This is a genomic window from Mucilaginibacter sp. UYNi724 (assembly GCF_054057495.1).
The window spans coordinates 463,324-486,436 of record NZ_JBSRZI010000001.1 but is presented as its reverse complement, the minus strand read 5'-3'; the positions used below and the strand labels follow the sequence as shown (position 1 = coordinate 486,436).

The 23,113-nt window shown below is 43.2% G+C and carries 18 protein-coding genes and 1 tRNA gene; 7 read left to right on the top strand and 12 right to left on the bottom strand.

Annotated features, from left to right (window positions below; all coding sequences use genetic code 11):
- The first annotated feature begins 52 nt into the window (after positions 1–52).
- Complete coding sequence (locus tag ACVW0P_RS02115) at positions 53–2,749, top strand: TonB-dependent receptor plug domain-containing protein (RefSeq protein ID WP_457130614.1); 2,697 nt, start codon at positions 53–55, stop codon at positions 2,747–2,749.
- A gap of 156 nt (positions 2,750–2,905) precedes the next feature.
- On the opposite strand, the gene ACVW0P_RS02110 is transcribed toward ACVW0P_RS02115, so the two are convergent.
- The gene (locus tag ACVW0P_RS02110) at positions 2,906–3,058 is read right to left on the bottom strand and encodes a hypothetical protein (RefSeq protein ID WP_457130613.1); all 153 of its coding nucleotides are present in this window, start codon (positions 3,056–3,058) and stop codon (positions 2,906–2,908) included.
- Between the two features lie 105 nt (positions 3,059–3,163).
- Here ACVW0P_RS02110 and ACVW0P_RS02105 point away from each other — a divergent pair, with 105 nt between their 5' ends.
- Together ACVW0P_RS02105 and ACVW0P_RS02100 are read left to right on the top strand one after the other, a co-directional pair.
- Positions 3,164–3,445, top strand: coding sequence for an ATP-dependent Clp protease adaptor ClpS (locus tag ACVW0P_RS02105; protein WP_354427759.1), 282 nt, complete (start codon positions 3,164–3,166; stop codon positions 3,443–3,445).
- Between the two features lie 8 nt (positions 3,446–3,453).
- Positions 3,454–3,672 (top strand): hypothetical protein, encoded by a 219-nt coding sequence (locus ACVW0P_RS02100; RefSeq protein ID WP_457130612.1) that lies wholly within the window; start codon positions 3,454–3,456, stop codon positions 3,670–3,672.
- Positions 3,673–3,731: 59 nt separating this feature from the next.
- Here ACVW0P_RS02100 and ACVW0P_RS02095 read toward each other — a convergent pair whose 3' ends face one another.
- On the bottom strand, positions 3,732–4,694 hold the full coding sequence (locus ACVW0P_RS02095) for an isopenicillin N synthase family dioxygenase (RefSeq protein ID WP_457130611.1): 963 nt from the start codon (positions 4,692–4,694) through the stop codon (positions 3,732–3,734).
- A gap of 180 nt (positions 4,695–4,874) precedes the next feature.
- Here ACVW0P_RS02095 and ACVW0P_RS02090 point away from each other — a divergent pair, with 180 nt between their 5' ends.
- Entirely contained in the window at positions 4,875–6,623 is a 1,749-nt protein-coding gene (locus tag ACVW0P_RS02090; RefSeq protein WP_457130610.1) for a DUF6600 domain-containing protein, read from the top strand.
- 139 nt (positions 6,624–6,762) lie between these two features.
- On the opposite strand, the gene ACVW0P_RS02085 is transcribed toward ACVW0P_RS02090, so the two are convergent.
- The 3 genes from ACVW0P_RS02085 to ACVW0P_RS02075 all read right to left on the bottom strand — a co-directional run bounded on the left by ACVW0P_RS02085 (position 6,763) and on the right by ACVW0P_RS02075 (position 8,733).
- The gene (locus ACVW0P_RS02085; RefSeq protein WP_457130609.1) at positions 6,763–6,924 is read right to left on the bottom strand and encodes a hypothetical protein; all 162 of its coding nucleotides are present in this window, start codon (positions 6,922–6,924) and stop codon (positions 6,763–6,765) included.
- A gap of 246 nt (positions 6,925–7,170) precedes the next feature.
- Positions 7,171–8,022 carry a ferritin-like domain-containing protein gene (locus ACVW0P_RS02080; RefSeq protein ID WP_457130608.1) on the bottom strand — a complete coding sequence of 284 codons (852 nt, stop codon included), beginning with the start codon at positions 8,020–8,022 and terminating at the stop codon, positions 7,171–7,173.
- A gap of 12 nt (positions 8,023–8,034) precedes the next feature.
- A complete protein-coding gene (locus ACVW0P_RS02075) occupies positions 8,035–8,733 on the bottom strand; it encodes a ferritin-like domain-containing protein (RefSeq protein WP_354427768.1) in 699 nt (232 codons plus the stop codon).
- 412 nt (positions 8,734–9,145) lie between these two features.
- On the opposite strand from ACVW0P_RS02075, the gene ACVW0P_RS02070 reads away from it, so the two are divergent.
- Together ACVW0P_RS02070 and ACVW0P_RS02065 are read left to right on the top strand one after the other, a co-directional pair.
- Positions 9,146–9,457, top strand: coding sequence for a hypothetical protein (locus ACVW0P_RS02070; RefSeq protein WP_354427770.1), 312 nt, complete (start codon positions 9,146–9,148; stop codon positions 9,455–9,457).
- A 98-nt stretch (positions 9,458–9,555) separates the two neighbouring features.
- Positions 9,556–9,630 (top strand) — tRNA-Val (locus ACVW0P_RS02065).
- A gap of 629 nt (positions 9,631–10,259) precedes the next feature.
- Here the strand turns inward: ACVW0P_RS02065 and ACVW0P_RS02060 are convergent.
- From ACVW0P_RS02060 to ACVW0P_RS02030, 7 genes are all read right to left on the bottom strand, one after another.
- Positions 10,260–10,796: a DUF4996 domain-containing protein gene (locus ACVW0P_RS02060; RefSeq protein ID WP_457130607.1), complete on the bottom strand. Its 537-nt coding sequence runs from the start codon at positions 10,794–10,796 to the stop codon at positions 10,260–10,262.
- Positions 10,797–10,813: 17 nt separating this feature from the next.
- Positions 10,814–11,125: a glycerophosphodiester phosphodiesterase family protein gene (locus ACVW0P_RS02055; RefSeq protein ID WP_457130606.1), complete on the bottom strand. Its 312-nt coding sequence runs from the start codon at positions 11,123–11,125 to the stop codon at positions 10,814–10,816.
- Between the two features lie 76 nt (positions 11,126–11,201).
- On the bottom strand, positions 11,202–12,728 hold the full coding sequence (locus ACVW0P_RS02050; protein WP_457130605.1) for a RagB/SusD family nutrient uptake outer membrane protein: 1,527 nt from the start codon (positions 12,726–12,728) through the stop codon (positions 11,202–11,204).
- Positions 12,729–12,753: 25 nt separating this feature from the next.
- Complete coding sequence (locus ACVW0P_RS02045) at positions 12,754–16,032, bottom strand: SusC/RagA family TonB-linked outer membrane protein (RefSeq protein ID WP_457130604.1); 3,279 nt, start codon at positions 16,030–16,032, stop codon at positions 12,754–12,756.
- A gap of 315 nt (positions 16,033–16,347) precedes the next feature.
- Complete coding sequence (locus ACVW0P_RS02040; RefSeq protein WP_457130603.1) at positions 16,348–17,226, bottom strand: hypothetical protein; 879 nt, start codon at positions 17,224–17,226, stop codon at positions 16,348–16,350.
- A 5-nt stretch (positions 17,227–17,231) separates the two neighbouring features.
- On the bottom strand, positions 17,232–18,482 hold the full coding sequence (locus tag ACVW0P_RS02035) for a YdcF family protein (RefSeq protein ID WP_457130602.1): 1,251 nt from the start codon (positions 18,480–18,482) through the stop codon (positions 17,232–17,234).
- A 356-nt stretch (positions 18,483–18,838) separates the two neighbouring features.
- Complete coding sequence (locus ACVW0P_RS02030; protein WP_457130601.1) at positions 18,839–21,286, bottom strand: bifunctional YncE family protein/alkaline phosphatase family protein; 2,448 nt, start codon at positions 21,284–21,286, stop codon at positions 18,839–18,841.
- 888 nt (positions 21,287–22,174) lie between these two features.
- Here ACVW0P_RS02030 and ACVW0P_RS02025 point away from each other — a divergent pair.
- A complete protein-coding gene (locus ACVW0P_RS02025; RefSeq protein WP_457130600.1) occupies positions 22,175–23,071 on the top strand; it encodes an MFS transporter in 897 nt (298 codons plus the stop codon).
- Positions 23,072–23,113 lie beyond the last annotated feature (42 nt).

Sequence of the window (23,113 nt, the reverse complement as noted above, 5' to 3'; positions counted from 1 at the left end):
CAGTCACAATTATCAGGTAGTATTGTTTATATTTTGATCTACCTGTAAATGTATGGCTTACAAACGTTTTATAGCCGGCCTGTTATTGGCCATTGGTGTTGTTGGCACTTATAGTTTTAGTGCCGATGATGATATTATTGCTACAGTGCAGCGCCAGCTGGATAAGCGGACCACAACCCATCCCACAGAAAAAGTACACCTTCAATTTGATAAGCCTTATTACGCCGCCGGAGATGATATCTGGTTAAAGGCATACGTTATTACCGGCCCGCAGCACCGCCTGCAACCCGATAGCGGGATCTTGAATGTGGAATTGATAGACGAGCAGGACGCTATCAAACAAAACATAAAACTTCAACTACACAATGGCCTTGCCTACGGCGATTTAGCCCTGCCTGATACTTTGCACGAGGGCAACTACCGCATCCGTGCCTATACACAATACATGATGAATGCGGGCAGCGCTTATTTCTTTGATAAGACTATCAGTATTACCAATGTCATCACCAATAAAGTATTTACAAAAACCACGTTTAACAATACCATCGAAAACGGACAAAATATTACCAGCGCCGATATAAATTATACTGATGCCAATGGCGCGGCTTATTCCGGCAATAGCGTGAATTATTCGTTGATGCTCGATAAGTCGGTTATGGCAAAGGGTAAGGGTGTAACTGATGCTAATGGTAACCTGCATATTAGTTTTCCGGGCGATAATGTAGCGTTGCTAAGATCGGGCAGGATAGTTACCGGCATAAGCGGAACAGGGCAAGGTGGCATGATTTACAAAAGCATCCCCGTTAGGGCAATGGCAGGCCACGCCGATGTTCAATTTTTCCCGGAAGGAGGTACCCTCGTAAACGGAGTCGACACAAGGGTTGCCTTCAAGGCAATTGGTACAGATGGTTTGGGCGTCGATATAAAAGGCAATGTCACCAATAGCAAAGGCAAGCCGGTTGCCGAACTAAGCACCGGCCACTTGGGCATGGGCATGTTTAATTTCACACCGCAAGCGGGCGATGCCTACAAAGCCAATATTATTTATGCCGATGGCTCAAAAGGTACGTTGAATTTACCGGTTGCCAGCAATGATGGATTTGTCCTCAATGTTACCCCCTCCGGGTCTGATAATTTAAAAGTGGTAGTTACTACTACAAAACAAAATGCCGCTTTGTTTAGCTTGATCGGTCAAAGTAATGGCAAAGTATATTTTGCGGCTCAAAGTAAAACGGGTAATACGGTATTTTCGGCAACAATAGCCAAAAATAAGTTCCCGTCGGGAATAGCGCGGTTTACGCTGTTCTCTTCGTCGGGTACACCTCTTAATGAACGGCTTGCGTTCATTGATAATCCGGATGATAGATTGAACCTGGCTGTAACGCCCGAGAATCAAACTTATTTAGCAAGGAAAAAGGTTACCTTAAATATAGATGCAAAGGATAACGAAGGTAAACCCGCAATAGGCAGCTTTTCAATAGCTGTGACGGATGAGACCAAAGTGCCGGTTGATGAAAATAACGAGAATAATATTTTAGCTAACCTGCTGCTTACGTCGGATATCAATGGGTACATCGAGCAATCGGCCTATTATTTTAATAATGTAAACGATAAAACCAGAGACGACCTCGACATACTGATGCTTACCCAGGGATATCACCGGTATGAGTGGAACGATGTGCTAAATGATAATCAACCTGCCCATCGTTATCCGAGTCAAAGCTATTTTACCATATCCGGCAGGGTAACCACACCGTCGGGCAGCCCGGTTGTTGGTGGCAAGGTGGAGCTGATAAATTATGGGGATGGCCTGCTACAGGTAGATACACTTACCGACCAAAACGGTCGCTTCGCTTTTGATGATATTATATTTGCCGATAGCGTTAAGTTTTTGATTCAGGCGCGTAACGCCAAAAATAAACGTGATGTAGTGATCACGATGGATAGCATCCCCGTGCCGACGGCATCCGACTATAAAAATATCGCCAATTTTAAGTTGAACACGAGTAGTTTCCTTGCGGTTTACGGGCAAAATAGCCGCACCATGTTTTACGAGCAAATGAAGTACGGCCTGGGTAACCACGTAATCAGCCTGCGCGAGGTGCAGATCCGCGCGAAACGCAATGCCCTTAAACATTCATCCAACTTAAATGGCCCCGGCAATGCCGATCAGGTATTCTTAGCTAAAGACTTTTTTAATATGGGCTGCCCCCAACTGGCAGATTGCCTGCAGGGGCGCTTGTTGGGTGTGATATTCCGCAATGGCATTCCTTATACTACCCGGGGTGGTGGCAGAATGCTGGTGGTGATAGATGGGTTGCGTACTTCGGATAATGCTATTAACACAATTAACGCTAATGATGTACAATCTATAGAAGTGCTGCGCAATCCTGGTACCTACGCGGTATATGGCATGGGAGCAAGCAACGGGGTTATCCTCATCACTACAAAACGTGGCGATGAGCCTGTTGACTACCCGCAAACGTTTAGCCGCGGCATAACGCCTTATGCGCCAAAGGGCCTTTACCGTGCACGCGCATTTTATTCGCCAAAATATGATGTAAAGAACCGCCAAACCCTGGCCGATCTGCGTAGCACCATCTACTGGAAACCCAATATTGTTACCGGCGGTGGTAAGTCATCGGTAGAATACTTTAACGCCGGTAAAGGGAATTACCGTGTTGTTATTGAAGGTATAGATAGCGAAGGCAACATTGGCAGACAGGTAATAAGGTATAAGGTGGAGTAGAGTCAAAAGGCGAAAGTCAAAAAGTCGCATTGCGAATTTTTGACTTTCGATAATTAAGATCTCCTATTTTGAATTTTGAATTTTCATTTTGACTTAACTGATGCGGGCACATATGTTTCTTTATCGTTAGATAAGGTATAGCTTAGGTTTTCGTCGTTATGTAATGCAGGCTGTCGCCTCAGTAGTTAGGTTTACCGTCGACGGCGATATGTGGTGGTGGCGGTAGAAGTTTCTGGCTTTCTTTTGATTGTGCATTGGCTGTTGCAAAGCAATTTCCAGTAGTAGAAGCAGGGAGGCGCTTCGTTTCATTTTTGTGATTTATTAAGGATAAGTGTGTTGAATGAATTTTTTATGAAACGATAAACATCATTATAACACATTTATTACTGTTTTTGAGTAAATTTGCTAATACATATGCCAACCGAAGTACAGGAAGAGACCCTCACCTTAGAGGAAATATTAGCGGGATTAAAAGAAATGCACCGCCTTATATTGTGGAATGACGATCATAACAGCTTTGAACACGTTATCCACTGCATGATGAAATATCTTGATTATACCGAAACCCAAGGCGAAAAAATTGCCTGGAAGGTGCATAACGAAGGCAAATGCGCGGTATTGGAAGGTTCATTCACCGAAATGGAGATCTACCGGAAAATATTACAGCAAGAAGGCCTTACCGTTAGCGTCGACTAAATATCGCAATGAAAAATAAAAATAATTTTCTCTTGTTCCTCGCTATTGGGATAATAGTGGGTATAGTATTCCATAAGCTTGCACTTGGAATGATATTCGGAATGGCTACAGGGATGATACTTGATAGCCGTGCGGCGAAACAAAGCGCTCAGGATAAAGCAAATGCCGGTGAAGAAACTGCTAGTAATATAGACGACGAAAACCAGGATCTAAATAATCCAAAATAGACTTTAAAGACCCTAAAAGGCCTCTTTGTATATATATACAAAGAGGCCTTTTAGTTTTATTACATTTTTAAACCAATCTCTCGTAATCGCTCGTCAAGATATTCGCCGGCGGTGATGTCGGTATATAGTTTTGGGTGCTGTTCATCAATAGTTGAGGGCAGGCTGGCAAGATCCATATCGGTTTTTGGGTGCAGGAAAAATGGTACCGAAAAACGGGAGTTCTTCATTTGCTCGCGCGGTGGGTTAACCACCCTGTGCGTAGTAGATTTTAGTTTGTTGTTAGTTAAGCGTTGCAGCATATCACCTACGTTAACCACAAGGTCTTCGCCAAAGGCAGTAACCGGGAACCATTGATTGTCGCGGGTTAGTAATTCAAGCCCGTCGGCGCTGGCGCCAATTAAAAGGGTAATCAGGTTAATGTCTTCGTGTGCACCGGCACGTACGGCGTCATCGGGTAATGCATCGGGGTCTTCTATCGGGAAATAGTGCAGGGTACGTAATATCGAGTTACCGTTGTGTACCTTATCATCAAAGTAATTTTCATCAAGCCCTAAATAAACCGCGATGGCGCGTAACAGGTATGTGCCTGCCCCTTCCAGTTTTTTATAAACTTCTAAAGTGGTGGCATTAAACTCAGGCTTTTCGGTTACCTTAATGTTGTCCGGATAAAGTTCCTTTATAGGGTCGCCATCGGTAACGGTTTGGCCTATTTGCCAAAACTCTTTAAGGTCCGGCACTTTAAAGCCTTTTGCAGTTTCCTTGTTTTTGCCGGTATAGCCACGCTGGCCTGCAAGGCCGGGAATCTCATATTTCATTTTAACATCCTCGGGTAAAGCAAAAAGGGCTTTTACCTGGGTATACAGTTCATCTATCAGGTTTTTATTTAGGCCATGGTTGGTAATGGTTACAAAGCCGGTTTCGTTAAACGCTTTTCCGATGCTGTCAGAAAATGCTTTGCGCTCTTTGGTACTGCCGTTTATATAGGTATTAAGATCGAGGCAGGGGATGTTTACTGTGCTCATACGTTTGAATATTACAGGGCAAAATTATCTAATTTTTTATGGAGATACGGCCCGTGTCGAATAAAATATCTGTTATGATGGATTTGTTTTATAACATTGCTTTTAAAACAATTAGCCGGTTAAACGTTTCAATTAATAACCAGTCGAATACAATATACCAGTTATATTAAATCTCCGAGTATGAAAACCTTAAATAAAATATTGGGCATAGCCGTATTGGCGTTCATGATCACATCCTGCGCCCCAAGCAAAATTATGGCCCAGCAGGAGGGCGAATATATATCAGACCAGCAATTTTATGACGATCTGCAACCTTACGGTACCTGGATCTACGACCAGCAATACGGTAACGTTTGGATCCCGGACGTAGAAGAAGATTTTAAGCCTTACGCTACTCGCGGTTATTGGGCTATGACAGATGCCGGGAATACCTGGGTGTCCGATTATCCGTGGGGATGGGCAGCCTTCCATTATGGCAGGTGGCACTTTGACAATTACTACGGCTGGGAGTGGTCGCCCGGAAGCGAATGGGCACCGGCATGGGTAAACTGGAGAGATGGCGGTGGTTATTATGGCTGGGCACCAATGGAACCTAATGTAAATTATGACAATGGGTCTTATTATGATGATAACAATTATGCCATTAACGATAACTATTGGGTGTTTGCACCTTATGCATACATCAATTACCCTAACGTTTATAACTACTATGTGCCACATAACAGGGTCAATGTAATTATCCGTAATACTAACTGGGTGCGTAACCGTTATACTTATAATAACCATAGCTATTACAGCCCAAGGCGCGAGGATATACAGCGTTACAGTGGCAGGCCGGTGAGGGTTTATAATATAACCAATACGAGCAGGCCATCGCGCACTACGGTTAATAATAATAATATTAGTGTGTACAGGCCGGGGGTTAGGACTAATGCAAATGCGCGCCCTGCAAGGGTGGTAGATGCAGCAGCCTACAGGCAGCAAAACCCTGCACAACGTATTGGCGGCAGCAGCAGTAGTCGTGGTACACGTTATAATCCGGCCAATGCATCCAAATTGGCCGAAGCAGCAAGGACCAATAACCCTGATGGGAAAGTAGTGAGGGTTAACAATAACAACGCTAATGTTGATGGCAGGCCGCGTACCAACCCTGCTAATACAACACGCCCAACATCGCCGCAGGGGACTAATAATCCTAATAATAATAACGGAGCAAGGCCGGGCCGCGGTACACGCCCGGCTGTAACCGGTGATGCACAACAACAGCAACAACAAGTTCGCCAGCAGCAACAACAAACACGCGAACAGCAAAGGCAACAGCGCGATCAACAAACGCAGCAACAACAAGCTACGCAGCAACAAACTGATCAGCAAAAACAAGTCGCCGAGCAGCAACGCCAGCAACAGCAACAAGCGGGCGAGCAGCAGAAGCAACAACAGCAGCAAGGCCAGCGCCCAAGCCGCGGTAGCCGCCCTGCAGTAACTGATGATGCCCAAACTCAACAACGCGAGCAGGCCCGCCAGCAACAGGAGCAGGTGCGCCAGCAACAAACCCAACAGCAGCAGGTGCGCCAACAGCAAGTTCAACAACAACAAGCTCGTGAGCAACAACAACAAGCCCGTCAACAGCAAGAACAGCAGCGCCAGCAACAGGCCCAGCAACAACAACAGGCACAACAGCAAGTTCAACAACAACAAGCCCGTCAACAGCAAGAACAGCAGCGCCAGCAACAGGCCCAACAGCAACAACAGGCACGGGAGCAGGCTCAGCAACAACAAAAACAGCAGCAGGAGCAATCCCGCCAACAACAGGAGCAGCAACGCCAGCAGCAACAGGAACAACAACGCCAGCAGCGCCAACAACAAGAGCAGCAAAGGCAACAACAGCAACCTCGGGAAACATCAGGCGGCAGGCCTGCTCGTAACTAAAGGCACTTATAACAAAAAGCACAGACATTACGCCTGTGCTTTTTTGTTGTAGAGCTATTTTACCCCGTCTACACCGCAGGCTAATTACATAGGTTCGTGGGTTATTTTGTAAAAAGTGTTAAACCCATCAGGAAAGTTGTTAAGCTTGGGTTTTCGCGCATGGGCTTTTAAACCATGTTGATGCTTCGGGCGATGATGAGTTAGCCGATGTACGTGCTAAAACATAGGCATAACCCTTTTCTATCAGGTGGCCAAGTAACTGTAGGATGAAAGGCGTTTTATGGTTGGATCCAGTTGTCATTAAGGATCGGGTGCTTACACAAAAGGCCGGGACATAGCCCAGCCTTAAAATTATTTCCCGATGGTTTATACAGCCGTAGGCCTGCGGACGATGCTAAATATTAAAGATATAACCGCAATAACAAGCAACATGAGTAAGGCTACCTGCAGCAGTAAAGAAAAGCCGATTGCCCAGCCTATTAATAAAAAAAGGGGAGACCAGCATTACGCCGGTCTCCCCTCATTATAAGATCAGTATTAATATCAATTAGCTGGTAACTATAAACGATCCAACTACTAATGCAACAACCTGCTCTTTAGTTAATGGTTCATCAAATGATGCGCTGGCAACAGCTTGCGATACCTTTAATGCAGTAACAAGGTTTACACCACCCTGTGTTACGTTTTCTTCGCCTGCATAGTTGTTATTAGCAGCAGCAATACCGGTATCATTACCTAAAGAGGCTGAACTAATTATGTATGGCCTGATATTAGGCGCCTGGCCTAAATCGTGGCGTAATTTACGGATAGCCGATGCGTGGCGTGCCTCTACCGCGTGGATAGATAATGCAGGGGTCAAAATAGCCTGGTTACCAATTAGGTTAGGCGCCTGGCCTTTGTAAGCACGTACACCGGTATCTTCAAGTACCTGTGCAACCGCTAAAAATGTAGCGTAGTTTGTAAGTACATCAGGGAACGGGCCGGTACCTTTATTGTTACCACCTGTAACATCATAAGTAGCAGGGCTTACCGGCGTACCTTTTAAAGATGTGATAACGCCTTGTAAAAATTTAACGTGAGCGTTTTCGTCTCTCCTGATCAGGTTTAGATAAGCGCTGTCAGCAGCGGGGATCAAACCTGATTTTGCAGCACCTGCATTGTAAAACGCTGCTTCCAGGTGTTCTAATGTTAAAGCAAAGTTCAAAACATCAACAACAGATGTTGATGTTTGGCCGTATGCCCTTTTAAACATGGTACCAATTGCGAATGGCATAGCAGCAACAGCTACTTTTGAACCAAAGCTTGTTATATTTTTGATAGCGGCACGGCGTGGGTTTAACCTATCGCGTATTTCCGGATCAACTTTTTCTATTTCGTCTATTATGTTAAATAAATTCATGATGATATCTGATTATTTAGCTGTATAATTATAATTAACTGCACTTACCTTGGTTTTAAAGAAACCGCTTGCAGCTGCCAGTACTTCGGCAATTGTATTTGATTTGTTTAATCCGTCTGCATCTATCTGGTCGTCGCCTACAAAGCTGCCCGGAGTGATAAGGTTAGATATCAAAGCAGCGTGCCTTGCTTCTACCGATACAATTTTACCGGCAATGGTTAGGTAACCCGGGTCTTTAATTAAATAACCGGCACCATCATACGCTTTTACGCCTGTATCTTCTAATAATTTCGCTGCACCCAATACCGAAGCACGGCTGCTAAAATTAATAGTAGAAAAATCGAAGGTTAATGTTGGGATGGCTTTAGCGCCGATAGCGGCTTTAAAGAAATCGCGGTGTAAAACCTCGTGGTCACGAATGTCTGTAAGATAATTGGTTTCCATTGAGCTGATACCACTGTAAGGTGTTGCTATTACCTGTAAGTAAAAGGCCGCCTCTAATTGTTCAAGTGCGTACGCATAGTTTAATATACCTATATCGCCCGAGCCGATGTCGATGCCATTGGTAGGGTTTACTATTATTCTGTCTTTTTTACATGATGCTGCAGAGCCGATAAGAGCTATACCCGCTGCGCTTGCACCCGCATAGCGCAAAAACGACCTTCTGGCCATATTTGCCTCGCCTGCTGATGGGTTGAGTTCTGGTTTCATAAAGTTGATGTTTAGTAGTTTATATATAACTTATAATACAGCCATTTACGGGCAAAGTTTTAACTCGGATTTTAGAAACTGTCGTTTATAGCAAATTGGAGTGTGAAAGATTCTTCAGGGAAAAAAGGCCGAAAAACTCTCGCAGTATTTCGGCCCTACATCTACCTATGAAAAACTCCCTTTGAGAAGGGTTGCTAAGATATATACAAACCTGATGCCCAAGTACAAAAGTGCCTTATTTGATTAAAAACAAAGCTTTTAAAATTGTGCCGAAAATTTGTTGTGGAATTGGCTTCTCACAGTGTAGAAATTATATTCCCCGAAGCTTTATCTCTTGATTCTACAGTTTTGCATTAACATTCCTTTAATAAAATATTGGAAACTTATTATAAGTATCAATGTTAAAAGTAGTATGGATCACAATGTGTATTTATTGGCTACCGACCCTAACAACCCTTGCAGGGATGTGATACACTCGCGTGATACCGGTTTAAAGATCCGTGTGTATTGCCTCACCGAAGATCGTTTTACCCCCAGCGAAAGCGAGATACAATTATTTGGATATGCCAACGATAAACTTTACGCGTTCGAAACCATTAATATTACTGCCGATGATGCACTTGACGTTGTGGGCGCGATACAATGGTACGCCGATTATGTTGAGTACCCGGAGATGGAAATTCTACCCGAAGACCCCAGAGGTAGCCGTAATATTGCCATGTAATAAAATGCAAATTGCTGTATATCTACTAATTGTAAATAATTTAAAATATTTTTTTGACGAATTGCCTGTAATTCCTATATTTGCAATCCCAAAACGAAGGGAGTTTAGCTCAGCTGGTTCAGAGCATCTGCCTTACAAGCAGAGGGTCACTGGTTCGAACCCAGTAACTCCCACTTAACAAAAGCCTCTTAGATAACTTCTAAGGGGTTTTTTGTTGCCCCTAACTTTTTCGTCCTACCAATGTGTTTGCAAATCGCTTGCAAATTTTGCAAGCAACCAACCGGTTAATGATTTGATTAATTATATAAAATATCGCAAAATAGATGAGATTATCAAGTACTTCTACTGAAAATAGTATGTTACACTACAGTTTGTAACTTGCCCATTATAAGTTGATGCGCCTGCAAAATATACAAGCCGATAATTATCACTTAAATTTTTAGTGAAAGATTTTGTTATGTCTCATTTGCTGTCATTTTTATTCCCCGGTACACCATCTTTAAATTAGCTATATCAGCGTCTATTTGTTTAGTAGTTTTTAAGTTATAGCTTACCTGTACGCCACTAATGTCGCCACGAGAGTTGGATTCGATGTTTAAAGTAAAATTATCATAAGTCATTGAAATCTTACCATCGTTGCCCCTATTATTACTACTAATCAAGTGATCAGTCTTTCCAATAGCTTTATATTTATCTTAAAGTAGTTGCTGTTTTGTCCGTGTTGGGTAGCAGAGCAGAAACTGCTAATAAAGTTTTGTATAGGCTTTATTGAAGGAAGTGTAATATCGAAGCCGATTTTCAGTTATTTATGCACTTCCCTCTTTCTAAGATATCTTAACATTTCTTGCGGCCTATCCGTTTGAATAATGGTTGCACCATGTACTATAAGCCAATCCCAACTGTCTTTTTTATTGTCCTGCTCAACAGCCGTATCATCATCGTGCCCTGCATCTAGCGAAGCCCAAAGTGAGTTAAGCCATACCCTTGCACCTGTTTTAGTAATAAACTTATTGTTCGTTAATATGGCCGATGTGTCTTTTGTGAAGTTTAGCTCGAAAGCATAGGGCTTCATGTTATTAAGATAATCAACAATAATTTGTTTAGCCTCGGGCCTGTCAATATTTACCACCGGCATGTAAATAATACAGTCTATCAGCTTTGGATATTTTTGCTTTAACTGATCATAAGTAACCTCGGCCTTAAAAATAGCTTGTTTAAGCGTACCGGTTTCTTTGAGCAGGGTAAAAGCCTCTTCGTAATAATCGTAACTTTTGTCCAGGTTTACTTTAACGCCCGTTCCATTAAGGGCCAGCATCACTTCTTTTAAAGTAGGGATCACGTTACCGGTTACCCGGCCTATCCCATTTTTAATCCAAACTTCCTGATCTCGTCGAATGTATAATCGGCAGGTTTGCCTTTACCATTGGTGGTTCGATCAATGGTGCCATCATGCATAATTACAATTACGCCATCTTTAGTTTTTTTAAGGTCTAATTCCACAATATCCACCCCCATTGCCGCGGCAGATTTAAATGCCCGTAATGAATTTTCCGGTTCGTTGCGCCAGTCGCCGCGATGTGCAGTTACTAATACTTTGCTTTGTGAAGCAGCTATATTGACAGTGCTCAATACAATGGCTATACTGGTAATAATTTGATGACGTTTCATTCTTATTTATGAAAAGTGGTTTAAGTTAAATTAAAAAGGAGGAACCCTAGCCCCTCCTTTTATTTATTTGCCGGGATTAATAGCCCAGGTTTTGATACATTTTCACAGGATCGAGTTTGTACTCATCAAAAGGGATTGGATAATACCTGTCTTTAGTAGTAAAGTTTGCCGCCTGGGCCAAGCCAAAATCGGTTTGTTTTTTGGCGTGGAAATAGGACACTAATTCTTCTGTAGTAAAGGTACGCAACAAATCAAACCAGCGGTGGTGCTCAAAGGCTAATTCGACCCGGCGCTCATGCAAAATGGCCAGCTTAAGTGATGGATATTTTGTTGCATAATCACTGTTAGCCATTGATACGGCGTAAGAAGGCATACCTGCACGCTTACGCACCTGATCTAAAAAGCTAATTGCGGTAGCCGGGTCACCAAGATAGTTGTTTACTTCGGCTAACGAAAGAATAACATCTGCGTAGCGCATTAAGATCCAGTCGTTGCCGCCGTAACCGTTAATACCGGCACCGTTACTCACGTCCCTGAACTTGGTAACAAACCAATCCTTTACAATAGGATCATTAGCGAATTTGACAGAAAACGCCATACGAGGATCGCCGGTTTCGTAGTCGTTGATCAAATCATGGGTAACGTTATAACCAGCGCCCGATGATACTTTTTGTGAGTTGACAGTTTCACCTTTAGCCTGGAAGTTAGCCGCAATTGATGAGCTGAAGTTCAGATCGCCCTGTATATTGGCAATCTGAAAAATTAGCTCGGGACAGCTTGTTTTCTTGGATACATCAAATACATCCGTATATGGGATCGTGCTCAGGTCGCCAAAAGCACGCATATTGTATGCCGCCATCAACGCCGTTTTTGCGTTTTTTAAATTGGCGTTACGGTTGGCCGCATCTAAGGTAGTCGCCATAGTAAGGTATACCTGGCCTAACAAAAAGTTAGCAGCAGCCTTCGATGTGCGTCCGGTTGGGGCTTGCAGATTCGGTAAGGGGCTGTTAACCGCATCTGTTAAATCGGTAACAATTTGCTGGTAAACAACTGCCTGTTTCTCGCGGAAAGTTGCTGCAGCAACGTCGGCAGAAGATAGTTCTTTAGTTACCAGCGGAACATCGCCCCATAAACGCACCAATTCAAAATAGGTAAATGCGCGTAAAAATTTTGCTTCGGCTGCATATTGCAGTTTCACATTGTTATCCGGGAAGGTAACCTTATCAATATGTGATAATACCACATTGGCACGGGTAACTGTTGTATATAAGGATACCCAGTGGCTTTTTAGATAAGTGTTACTTGGCAGTATAGAAAAATTACCGAATTGGAAAGGTTCACCTGAGTTTGACTGGTTATCCTGCGTACCTGTATCATCCGAACGCTGATCGGTCCATAAATCGCTGCTTTCGCCAACGTTATTGCCGCTGCGTAGGGATTGATAGATACCATTTACTGCTAACAATACATCATTAGGTGATTTATAACTGGCGTCAACCGTTATAGCATTCGGGTCGCTTTCATTTAAGAAGTCTTTCTTACAAGACGGACTTACGGCTATCAATGCGGCTAAACAAGTAATAGCTATGAATTTCTTTTTCATTTTTATTCTTTTTATAAAATGATAATTAAAAAGTAACATTAACTCCTAAGTTGAAAGACCTAACCAGCGGATAAGCGCCATAATCTATACCCGGAGCAAGGTTGACCGGCTGGGTGCTGTTTGTTGCAGCGCCGGAGTAGTTATAATCAACATCCGGGTTATAGCCTTTGTATTTGGTTATCGTAAATGCGTTTACAACACTTGCATATATGCGCGCTTTACTTATACCCAAAGTATTTTGTAAAATACCAGGCAGGCTGTAACCCAAAGTGATGTTGGTACAACGTAGATAAGAGCCATTTTGCAGGTAAAAGGTTGATAAACGTGTGCTGTTACTTTGTGTACCTGCACGTGATGCACGGTAAACAGTACCATTACCCGGTTCAGCAGCGTTTCTATAACGATTAGCTACATCAGCATATTGGTTACCTGACCCTTCCAAGTTATACAAGTAATAATCTTGGCCATCAAGAATCTGGTTACCATATGAACCATTAAAAGATGCGCTGGCATCCAAATGATGATAGGTACTATTGATTGCAAAGCCGTAAGTAAACTTTGCATATGGCGTACCAATGATGGATTTATCAGCATCGTTTACCACACCGTCCTTATTTGTATCTACAAACCACAGATCGCCTATTTTGGCGGGGTTTGTTTGTGAAGCCGAAGGCGCTGTTTTACCCAGATTGTCAGCAGTAATTATACCACCAACTTTTAAACCGTAAAACATACCAATAGGCTGCCCTTCGGTAGTAATGCTGGTAAGGTATGAGCGCTCTGCACCGTTAATAATAAGCGTGTTTTTAGCAGGCAGCTTTACAACCTTGTTACGGTTCAATGAAATGTTACCGCTCGCACCAAAAGTAAAATCTTTATTGCTGATGATTTTCCCATCTAACTGTAAATCAAAACCGGTGTTGCGGATCTTTGAATCACGCAGGTTGGTTAAAATAGTTGTACTGCCGGATATTGCAGAAATTGGCTGGTTATACAATAAGTTATAAGAGTAACTTAAGTAATAGTTTGCGATGATAGATAGGCGGCCTTTAAACAAACCGATATCAGCACCTAAATTATATTGTGAAGTGGTTTCCCAGCTTAGCGCGTTATCTTTAATACCACCCGGGAAGGTTGCTGTTGCCGTCCCGCCGTTTAACACAGCACCGGATGGCGTTCCCAGTGTTTGCTGGATAGCATAGTTAGGGATGTTGAAGTTGCCGCTTTTACCCCAGCTTGCACGCAGTTTAACGGTAGACTGATCGCCAAGGAAGTTGTGATAGAAGTCTTCTTCAGATAAACCCCAGCCCGCTGCTACTGATGGGAAATACCCGTATTTATTTGCCGGGCCAAAACGGGATGAACCATCGGCACGGAACGACGCAGTTAAATAATATTTACCTGCATAATTATAGTTAGCGCGGCTAAGATAAGACAGCAAGGTATAAGCACTCTTGTTAGCCGAATTTAAGCTAAAGTTAGCCGCCAGCGCACCTTTGTTTGATATTTCCGGAATATTATCATTTTGAAAACCGTTTGCCTTTACACTTATATAATCGCTGGTAACACGTTGTGCAGTGTAGCCGGCCAGGGCATCAAAATGGTGTTTACCAAACTGTTTGTTATAATTTAAGGTGAATTCGGCAAGCCTGTCAAGCGTAGTAAGGTTTGATGCTATTGCATTGGCAGCGAGTATCGATTGTTGTGATCCCGGAGCGAATGCACCGCTACTTAATGTAGTTGGATAGTAATAATCATACTTTTCGGTGTAGGTTTGTGTACCCAGGTTGGTCTTAAAATTAAAGCCTGGCAATATATAGTAAGTTGCATTGGCAAAGTACTGGCTACGATACCCTTTCCTTGTAATTTTTATACGATCGGCAAGTGCAAGCGGGTTTTCAATACCCTGGTAGCCATATTGCGTTGAACCGGCCGCCTCAACATTTGTTTGATAAGAGCCGTCGGCATTATAAGCAGGCAGGTAAGGCATGTAAATAAGCGCGCCAAGAATAGGGCTGTGGTCAAAACGGCCTTCCTGGGTTTCCCTGTTATTATTTTGAGTGTAAGATATATTTGCACCAATATGGATCCTCTTGCTTACATCACCATCAACATTAGTACGGAAGTTTACCCGGTTTTGGCCTGTACCGATAATAATTCCATCTTGCTTTTGGTATGCACCGCTTACAAAGTAACGGATACCGTTTGATGCACCTGAAAATGATAGGTTGTGCTTTTGGAAAATCGCATTGCGATACAGTTCATCCTGCCAATCGGTGTTTACCGTTTGCTTAACCGGGCTTTGCGAAGTAAAATCATATAAACCATCCGGGATACTTACGCTGCCTGTATTACCTACGTTACTGACGCGGGTAGCATTGTTATCAGAATACATGGCATCGGTCCAGGTATGGCCGGTGTTAACCCAAAGGTCGTGATAGGCGTTGTTACGACCATCAATAACCAATAAAGCGGCCTGATCTGCATTAAGCAGTTTTACCTTATGGGCAAGCTGGTCAATACCAGTTTGAACACTATACTCGAACTTGCCTTTACCCTCTTTACCTTTTTTGGTGGTGATTAATACCACACCGCCAGAGGCGCGCGAACCGTAAATAGCGGCAGAAGCAGCATCTTTTAAGATATCTATACTTTCTATATCATCCGGGTTAATATAAATATCGTTACCTGCCGGAAAACCGTCAATAACATACAAAGGATCTGAACTGGCGTTAAACGATCCTACACCCCTAACCCTAATTTTGGGGCTGGTATATGGCGCGCCGCCTGTTTGGGAGATTTGCACACCTGACACCTTGCCCACCAGCGCCTGCCCTAAGTTTGGTGCAGACAAGTTCAGATCGCTTGCTTTAACGCTGGAGATTGAACCGGTAACATCACTTTTGCGAATGGTTTGGTAACCAATAGCTACAACCTCGTGAAGCATATTGGCCTGTGGCATAAGCTTTATATTGATAGTAACGGCCGACGTTACAGGTACCTCTTGCGATAAGTAACCAATAAAAGAGAATACTAATGTCGAGCCTTGTTCTGCTGAAATGATGTATTTACCATTAGCATCAGTGGTTACACCTTGGGTGGTGTTTTTTACCCGTACTGATACGCCTGGCAAGATCAAATTATTTTCGTCTGTTACGGTACCGTTAACCTGTACCGCCTGGTGTATTATCCTTTTATAAGTATTTGCAGCGCTTACATTAAGCGCCTGCACCATGATCATTAAAAGTAAAACCGGTTTTAACAAAAACCTGCCTAAAAGATCATGAGTAATCCTTTTATTCATATTTAAAAAATTGATTGTGAGAGAAATGACACTAAAAATTATATCCCTTTGGTGGACGGACTAACGATTGTTTCGCCGGAGTATTATTAGCGCAGCTACCGGTTTAAATTGTTGCCATTGAATGAGTTGAGCGTATTACATAGGCACTGAGATTAAGGGTAACCATATTGGGACTTCACAACAATCCATACCTATCATTAAAATAATGACAACAAGGCGGTGTTATTAATAAGATTCCCGCAACAAAATTACACGTGCTATCTTAAGCCAATGCTACTTAAAAATTAAGATTGTATTAACCATTGTGCCCAAAGGTTAATTGACGATAGATACGAAATTCACATTGTTCTTCCGTGATGAGGTGACCGCTACACCTATGCCCTTATTACCAGTAAACGCAAAACCTTCCAATTCATCGCCCCGGTCTATATTGTCGGCCTGGCTTATAATAACCTGTTTGCCAGCTTCTATCGACTTTTTTAAATCAATGTAAGTAAAGCGCCACTGGCGGCCTTCTATTTTGTTTTGCACAAGCACTAATACACCTTTATCGGCTATCCAGTGCAGGTTTTGTACCCATGGGCTACATGTAAACTTTTTGTAAACAACACCTGCATTGCTTGTTTTTGAGGCATTTTTTAATTTTTCAGGGTCAAGTAAACGCACTTCATTGCCATGGTCGCCATAATCGGCTGTGGCTACGTACCATTTCTTGTTATACTTTACATATTCGGGGCGGGTGCCTTGTATGCAGGCATCGTCCTCAATGGTATTAATCAGGTTGCCATCAAGCGTACCGGTTTTTAACAAGCCGCTCCAGTCCACACAGTAAATAACAGCCCGCCACTTAGTGCCTTCGGTGTTCAGCCGGATAGAATTACCTATAAAAACAGGGCTGCTGCCATTGTAAGCAATCCCTGTGGGGTGGTTTATTACATCCTGCCCGCTTTGTGTAAGTTTCACTTCTTTACGCTGATATGTCAGGCTATCATGAACCATCTTATATTCGCGTATTATCCCAACATCGCGGTCGCCATATAAAAAGATGCGGCCTTTTTGGTAAGATACACCCTGGCAGGCACCTAACGAATCAATAGTTATGGCACGATTGAGTTTAGTAGCATATTTATCACTTACAAAAGCAACTGTAGCTAAGGCAACCAGAGTGACACACACGATATATTTATTCATCATAAGTGCTATGGGTCAAGTGGTTCATCTGCATCTATTTGCAACGATTCAATATTGGGGTAAAACTCCAATTCGGTTTCTGATATGCGCTTGCCCAGTTTGTAAGGCACGTAACCTAGTTCTTTTTGGCATCTGTCAGCCATGGTCATTATAAAATCGGCTTGGTACTTATCCGTAACAATATAACCGGGTTTGTTAAAGGGAATACCATATCTGAATATCAACCGGGCATCATTACGAATGTTGGTTGTGGTATGCCGCGCATGTGGGTCAATAATGATAGCATTATCCGGAATATGCAGCGCTTTTATTAAGTACGTCTTCATTTCCTGAGCTTCGTTATATTTGGTTTTAAACGGGTGTACACTTCCGCCGGAAACTACAATAAAAGGCGCCCTTCCTAAACGGTATTGCGTTGCAGCTAAACGGCAGCGCAGCATTCCCTCGCCACTTAGGGGCGAGGTTAAATTGTCAGGTCCGGCACCTGGTACCAATATGTGCGAATACGGATATTTATCCCACTCAATCAGTTTCACCCGGTTATAAGCCATTTGATTAACTGTCGTGGTCATGGGTTCAAAATTGGCAGCGTCACGGCGTTCATTCACCTCTAAATAAGTTAACGCTGCCTGCAGCGCAGGTTCAAAAAACAGGCGGGCGGTTTTAACATCCTGTAGTACTACTGTGCTGCAATCATACATCAATATATAGTATGCTTTAGCTTTTACGTTAAAACTAATGGAATCAATTGCGGCATAATTTGGCTTTTTACCTTCGGCATATACGGCTATTGTATAATTTATGGCGGCGGCATCCTGCTGCCAGGCCTTTACCAATAGTTCCACAGGCGTTAAATCGTTATATAAATAATAAGTACCGGATGGCATTATTTGGGTTTTCACAAGCCGATCAAGTGCGTTGCCGGTTTTATAAAGCGCACTAAGCCGGTTGCTTACAATTTGTATTTCTTCATCTGTAAATTTAAATACAAGGGGCAGGCACGATGCATCTTTACAATTAGCAAGTGATGTTTGCAGGTTGGCAACCTTATCTCGGGTGATTTTAGATAAAATAGCGTCGGTTTTTAAAAGCGCAGCGGTTTCTTTATCCTGCTCTAATAATGTAAGAAGATAATAGTTTTTGGCTTTAACCCAATCACCACCTGTAATTAGTTTGTAATTACGGCTTGGTGCAATATTTTGGGTAAAGCCTGCAATGGCAATTATCAGAAAAAATATTGAAAAAAAAATATGCTTCATCGGTAATTAATGGTGTGCAAGTACGCCTTTAAATATAACCTGCGAGTTAAGGTTTCTGTAACTTTATATTAAATCCGATCTTGATAAATAATGAAAACTGCCAACAGGATCAATTCAAGATCTATCATTCCGGCTACCCCCAACGGCGCATCCACCGTTATTTTTGCAGCGTTGTTTTACCGTTAATATTTAGTAAAAACTCCACCGCGATATACTACCATTGTTCGATAATACCACCAGATAAAGCCTTAAGCGAATAAAGCTGGCTACTTGTCATAAAATATACAAGAGGCGGGACAAAGTCCAACCACTTTGGAGGGGGTTAAGCTCTTGGGAAGAATAATAACATGTTTTCATTAATCGTCGTCATCCGCTTTGGTGATGGCCTTTACAAAGGCTGCGCGTACAGGTGAAGGAACAGTTGCATTTTCTCCTTTGATCGCTTTCCATATCATCGTGTTCATGATTTCGTCAGGTACACGGTCAACTGCAGAGAAGTCAAGACCTTTAGCCATAGCCGCTAATTTCGTGCCTTTAGGGTTTAGTTCATTAAGGTTGATATTAGATGGCAGGCTTTTAAACGTTGCGCTAGTTGGTGTTTTACTAAAACAACGCCACATAGCTGTAGCTGATGCGTCATACTGGGTCATAGGCGGCAAACCAAGTATCAGTTCAATAGTACGAAGCACAGATGAAGTAGAGTACATCGTATGATCGACAAAATTGCGCTTTACAAAGCCGCCAGCAATATAGGCAGGCGAACGATGGGCATCTACGTGGTCTGGCCCATTTTGTGCGTCATCTTCAACAATAAAGATCACGCTGTTTTCCCATATCGGGCTTTTGGCGATATGTTCTACCACGCGGCCAACAGCCAGGTCATTATCAGCAACATGAGCAAAAGGTGTAGGCCTGCCGGCAGTGGTGCCTTCAGTATGGTCAGATAGCATGCGCAAGGTGCTTAGCCTGGGTAGAGCATTACTGCGCATTAATGAGTCAAAATCATGCTCCCATGCCTGGTATCGCAGTGTATCCGGGTCACGCAGGTCCCGGGTAGGATACGCCTTAGCAAAATGATCTTTTAATACAGGTATTTGAGGTGTATTGTCCGCGTTGATAAATTCGCCGTAAGTGCGAAATGAAATATTGGAACGATTAGCCTGATCCCAAATGTATAGCTTGTTTTTGCCAGTCAGGCCGATGGCCCCCGGCCCACGATTGCCGTAACTGGTAGGCCAGTTCTTTTCCATGTAGTCGGTTGCGTATGCTCCAAGGCTCCAGTTATGCCCATCGGCACTAACCTCACCATCTACATAAAAATTGTCCAGCAGCACAAAGTTTTCTGCAAGTGCATGATGGTTAGGTGTAATGTGCTTACCGAATAGCAGCAGGCTGGTATCTCCATTGCCCTTGGGCATATCGGAAAGCACCTGATCATAGGTTCGGTTTTCCTGAATAATATAGAAGACATATTTAATTGGTGATCCAGCGCCCACTTTAACCGGCACAGGGTTTCCAGCTTCTCCATCAGCATCCGTTTGCTGCTCCCGATGGTACGGTGTGTTGTGAACTACGGCTTGTGAATACACTGACAGTGCCTTTTCGCTTGGTGCGGGAATGATGGTTAGTGTGCCCATTAATAACCCGCCGCCAATATATTCAGTCCGCAACGGCTGAAAAGGATCTCCGGCATGCGACAAAACAGTTTGATTTTTAGCCGCCGGATTAGGTCCGTGCGGATTAGGAAGGGACGAAAAGCCCTTAGCATTGGCGATATACAGTTTATTATCTATAACTCGCACGACACTTGGAAACCAGCCTGTTGGTACAAACCCAAGTGACTTACTGGATCCTGGTTTTGATACATCAAACACAGCCAGACAATTATTATCGGCGTTGGCAATATATAAAGTTTTATCGTCTTTGCTTAAAGCTACTGAGTTACTGGTTGTTCCGCTAAGCGTTGTAGGAGACACAGCTGTATTAAGCGTTTCGAGTACTTTCACTTTTTGTGCGTCAATTACCGATACTGTGTTATCGTTGGCATTAGCCACAAATAGATATTTCCCATTACGCGATATACATAAGTCGTTAGGATTATCGCCTACAGCTACAGCGTTAAGCAACTTGTTTACCTTCGTATCAAATATGGCTACTTTATCGTCGCCCCAAAGACTGATATACAGTTTTGACAGATCGGGCGACAACAGACAGCTATAAGCATCGCTGCGTAGTTTGATCTGCTGCCGGATGGTTTTCGTTTTAAGGTCCACAACGTAAAGGCTGTTATTAAGCTTAGTAACTACGTATAGAATTCCCCGCTTATCGTCAAGCGCCAGGCCTGTAGGTGAAATAGATGTCGAATTAGACTTTTTACTCCAGGCGTCGCCAAGCTTAATGGTATCGGCTGCCACCAGCTTATCATTGGTAATAGCATACCGGATAATCCAGTTATTATCGCCACCGGAGGCGTATAGCGATTGATCGTCTGTGCTGAAGACCAAGCCTCCCCAAGCCTTACTTATCAATACCTTATCTAGTTCCCGGTCGGTTTTGGCATCCAATAGCTGAATGGTCTGAACACTTTGCCCATTGTTTGTAACCGCAGCGTAACGGTGACTCTTGCTTACCGCAATATTTAAAGGCAAATCTCCAAGCGGCAAGCTTTTGCCGACTGGTGTTAATGACCATCCGTTTGGAAGTCTTACTCTTTTACTTTCAACCGTGGCTAGATCTTGGGCTTGTACTAACCTGCTATATGTAAAGAATATGGCGCATAGGTATAGGATTTTTCTTGGTGACATAGTTAACGCGAATTAAATTCAACTGCCGGACTTTGATTAAATAATAAGCCTGTTGCAAAATAAATATTAAAAAAAACAAGGCGGGCTCCGGTTGCCTATCTGATAATATAAGGCAATAAATCTTTGTATAAAGGTAGATTATCAGTATTAACTTATTGTTAAATTGCGGAAAAGATCAAGTAAGAATTGTACAAGCTGCGTAGCGGTTATAACAGCTCAAACTTCGACAATAACTTTTAGACATCAAATCGCCTTCGTATATTAGCTAACGGAGGTAGTCAAATTCGGAATTGACTTTGTGTGACAGGGGAATGATTGAACCTTCCCCTCAATCACGACAGGTAAAAACACACCAAGGCATTGCAGGGCTTAAAAAAACCTGAGCAGCAAGCAGGGAAACTGTCAAGGGCCCCGATCCTATCATTGGATTTATACACCCTTTACTATTTTCTGCGATGCTAATTTTGCGAAAGCAGCCGGCTGCCGAAGCGATCGGCTATCTCGTATTCGCTCTTGCCTGTTTTTTTTTTGCCTGTTCCTGCTATGAATGGCTTCATCATCGATGTCGTCACTTATATCAAACCCATGCCTGTAAGTGCTCCATAGGTTTCTCTTGTCCGGCTGTTTGTGCTGCTAATAGTTTCGCGGTCTCTTTCTTGCTCATCGTCTGCCTTTTTGATTAGTTCAGCCCATTTGAACTGGTTACACAATGCCCCTGCCCCTTTATCTTAAAATCATTGTGGGATAAGTGCTCCCCGTTACACGTCTGGTCGAAGCCTGGTTGATTAGGGTGAAAAGTTGCAAAATTTACATATAATTGGATGAGTTATTGCACCATAACTGTATTCCATGTTTCTTTGCAGCCGGAGATAGAATAGCGAAATATAAATGGTGAATAATAAAGACAAAAGCCCGCTTATTAAACTTAGTCTGGTTTCGCTGCTAATTGGCGGACTGAGCATCGGCATGACCGAATTTTTGATGATGGGCGTGCTTCCTGATGTTTCCAGAACGCTAAATGTCTCTATTCCAGAAGCAGGACACCTGATATCAATATACGCCTTAGGCGTAGTGATAGGTGCGCCGTTGATGGTTGGTTTGGCAGGAAATTTTCCACCAAAAAAAGTATTGATTGGGCTGATGATGATGGTGTTTGTATTTAACGGGCTCTTTGCTATCGCACCCACGTATGGTTTATTGCTGACTGCACGTTTTCTGGCCGGGTTGCCGCATGGCGCTCTTTTCGGCATGGGCGCAGTAGTAGCGAGCAGGCTGGCGGAGCCTGGACGGGAGGCACGATCCGTATCGGTGATGTTTGCCGGACTTACTGTTGCTAATATTATCGGTGTCCCACTGGGAACGTATATAGGGCATGACTTTAGCTGGCGATTTTCTTTTGGCCTGGTTGCGCTATTTGCTTTGATCGCCATATTCTGCATTCGGTTATGGCTTCCGCCCCTTAAACCGACAGGGGCAACAAGTTTTAAAGACAGCCTTAGCATTTTTGGAAAAGCGGATTTATGGATGGTTATAGGAATCTCGGCCATTGGAACGGGTGGTTTTTTCGCCTGGGTCAGCTACATTGCGCCCGTTATGACCCACGTTGCCGAGTTTAGCGGCAGTATGGTTACGGTGATCATGGTCATCATTGGCCTGGGTATGGCCGCAGGTAACTTTATTGGCGGCCGCCTGGCAGACCGTTATTCGCCATTAGTTACTACTGGCGTTTTATTACTTACTATGATGCTCAGCTTAACTGCCTTTGCATTAATCGCCCGTTATTAGTTACCCGTTGTTGCCATGACCTTTATAACAGGGGCCGTTGGC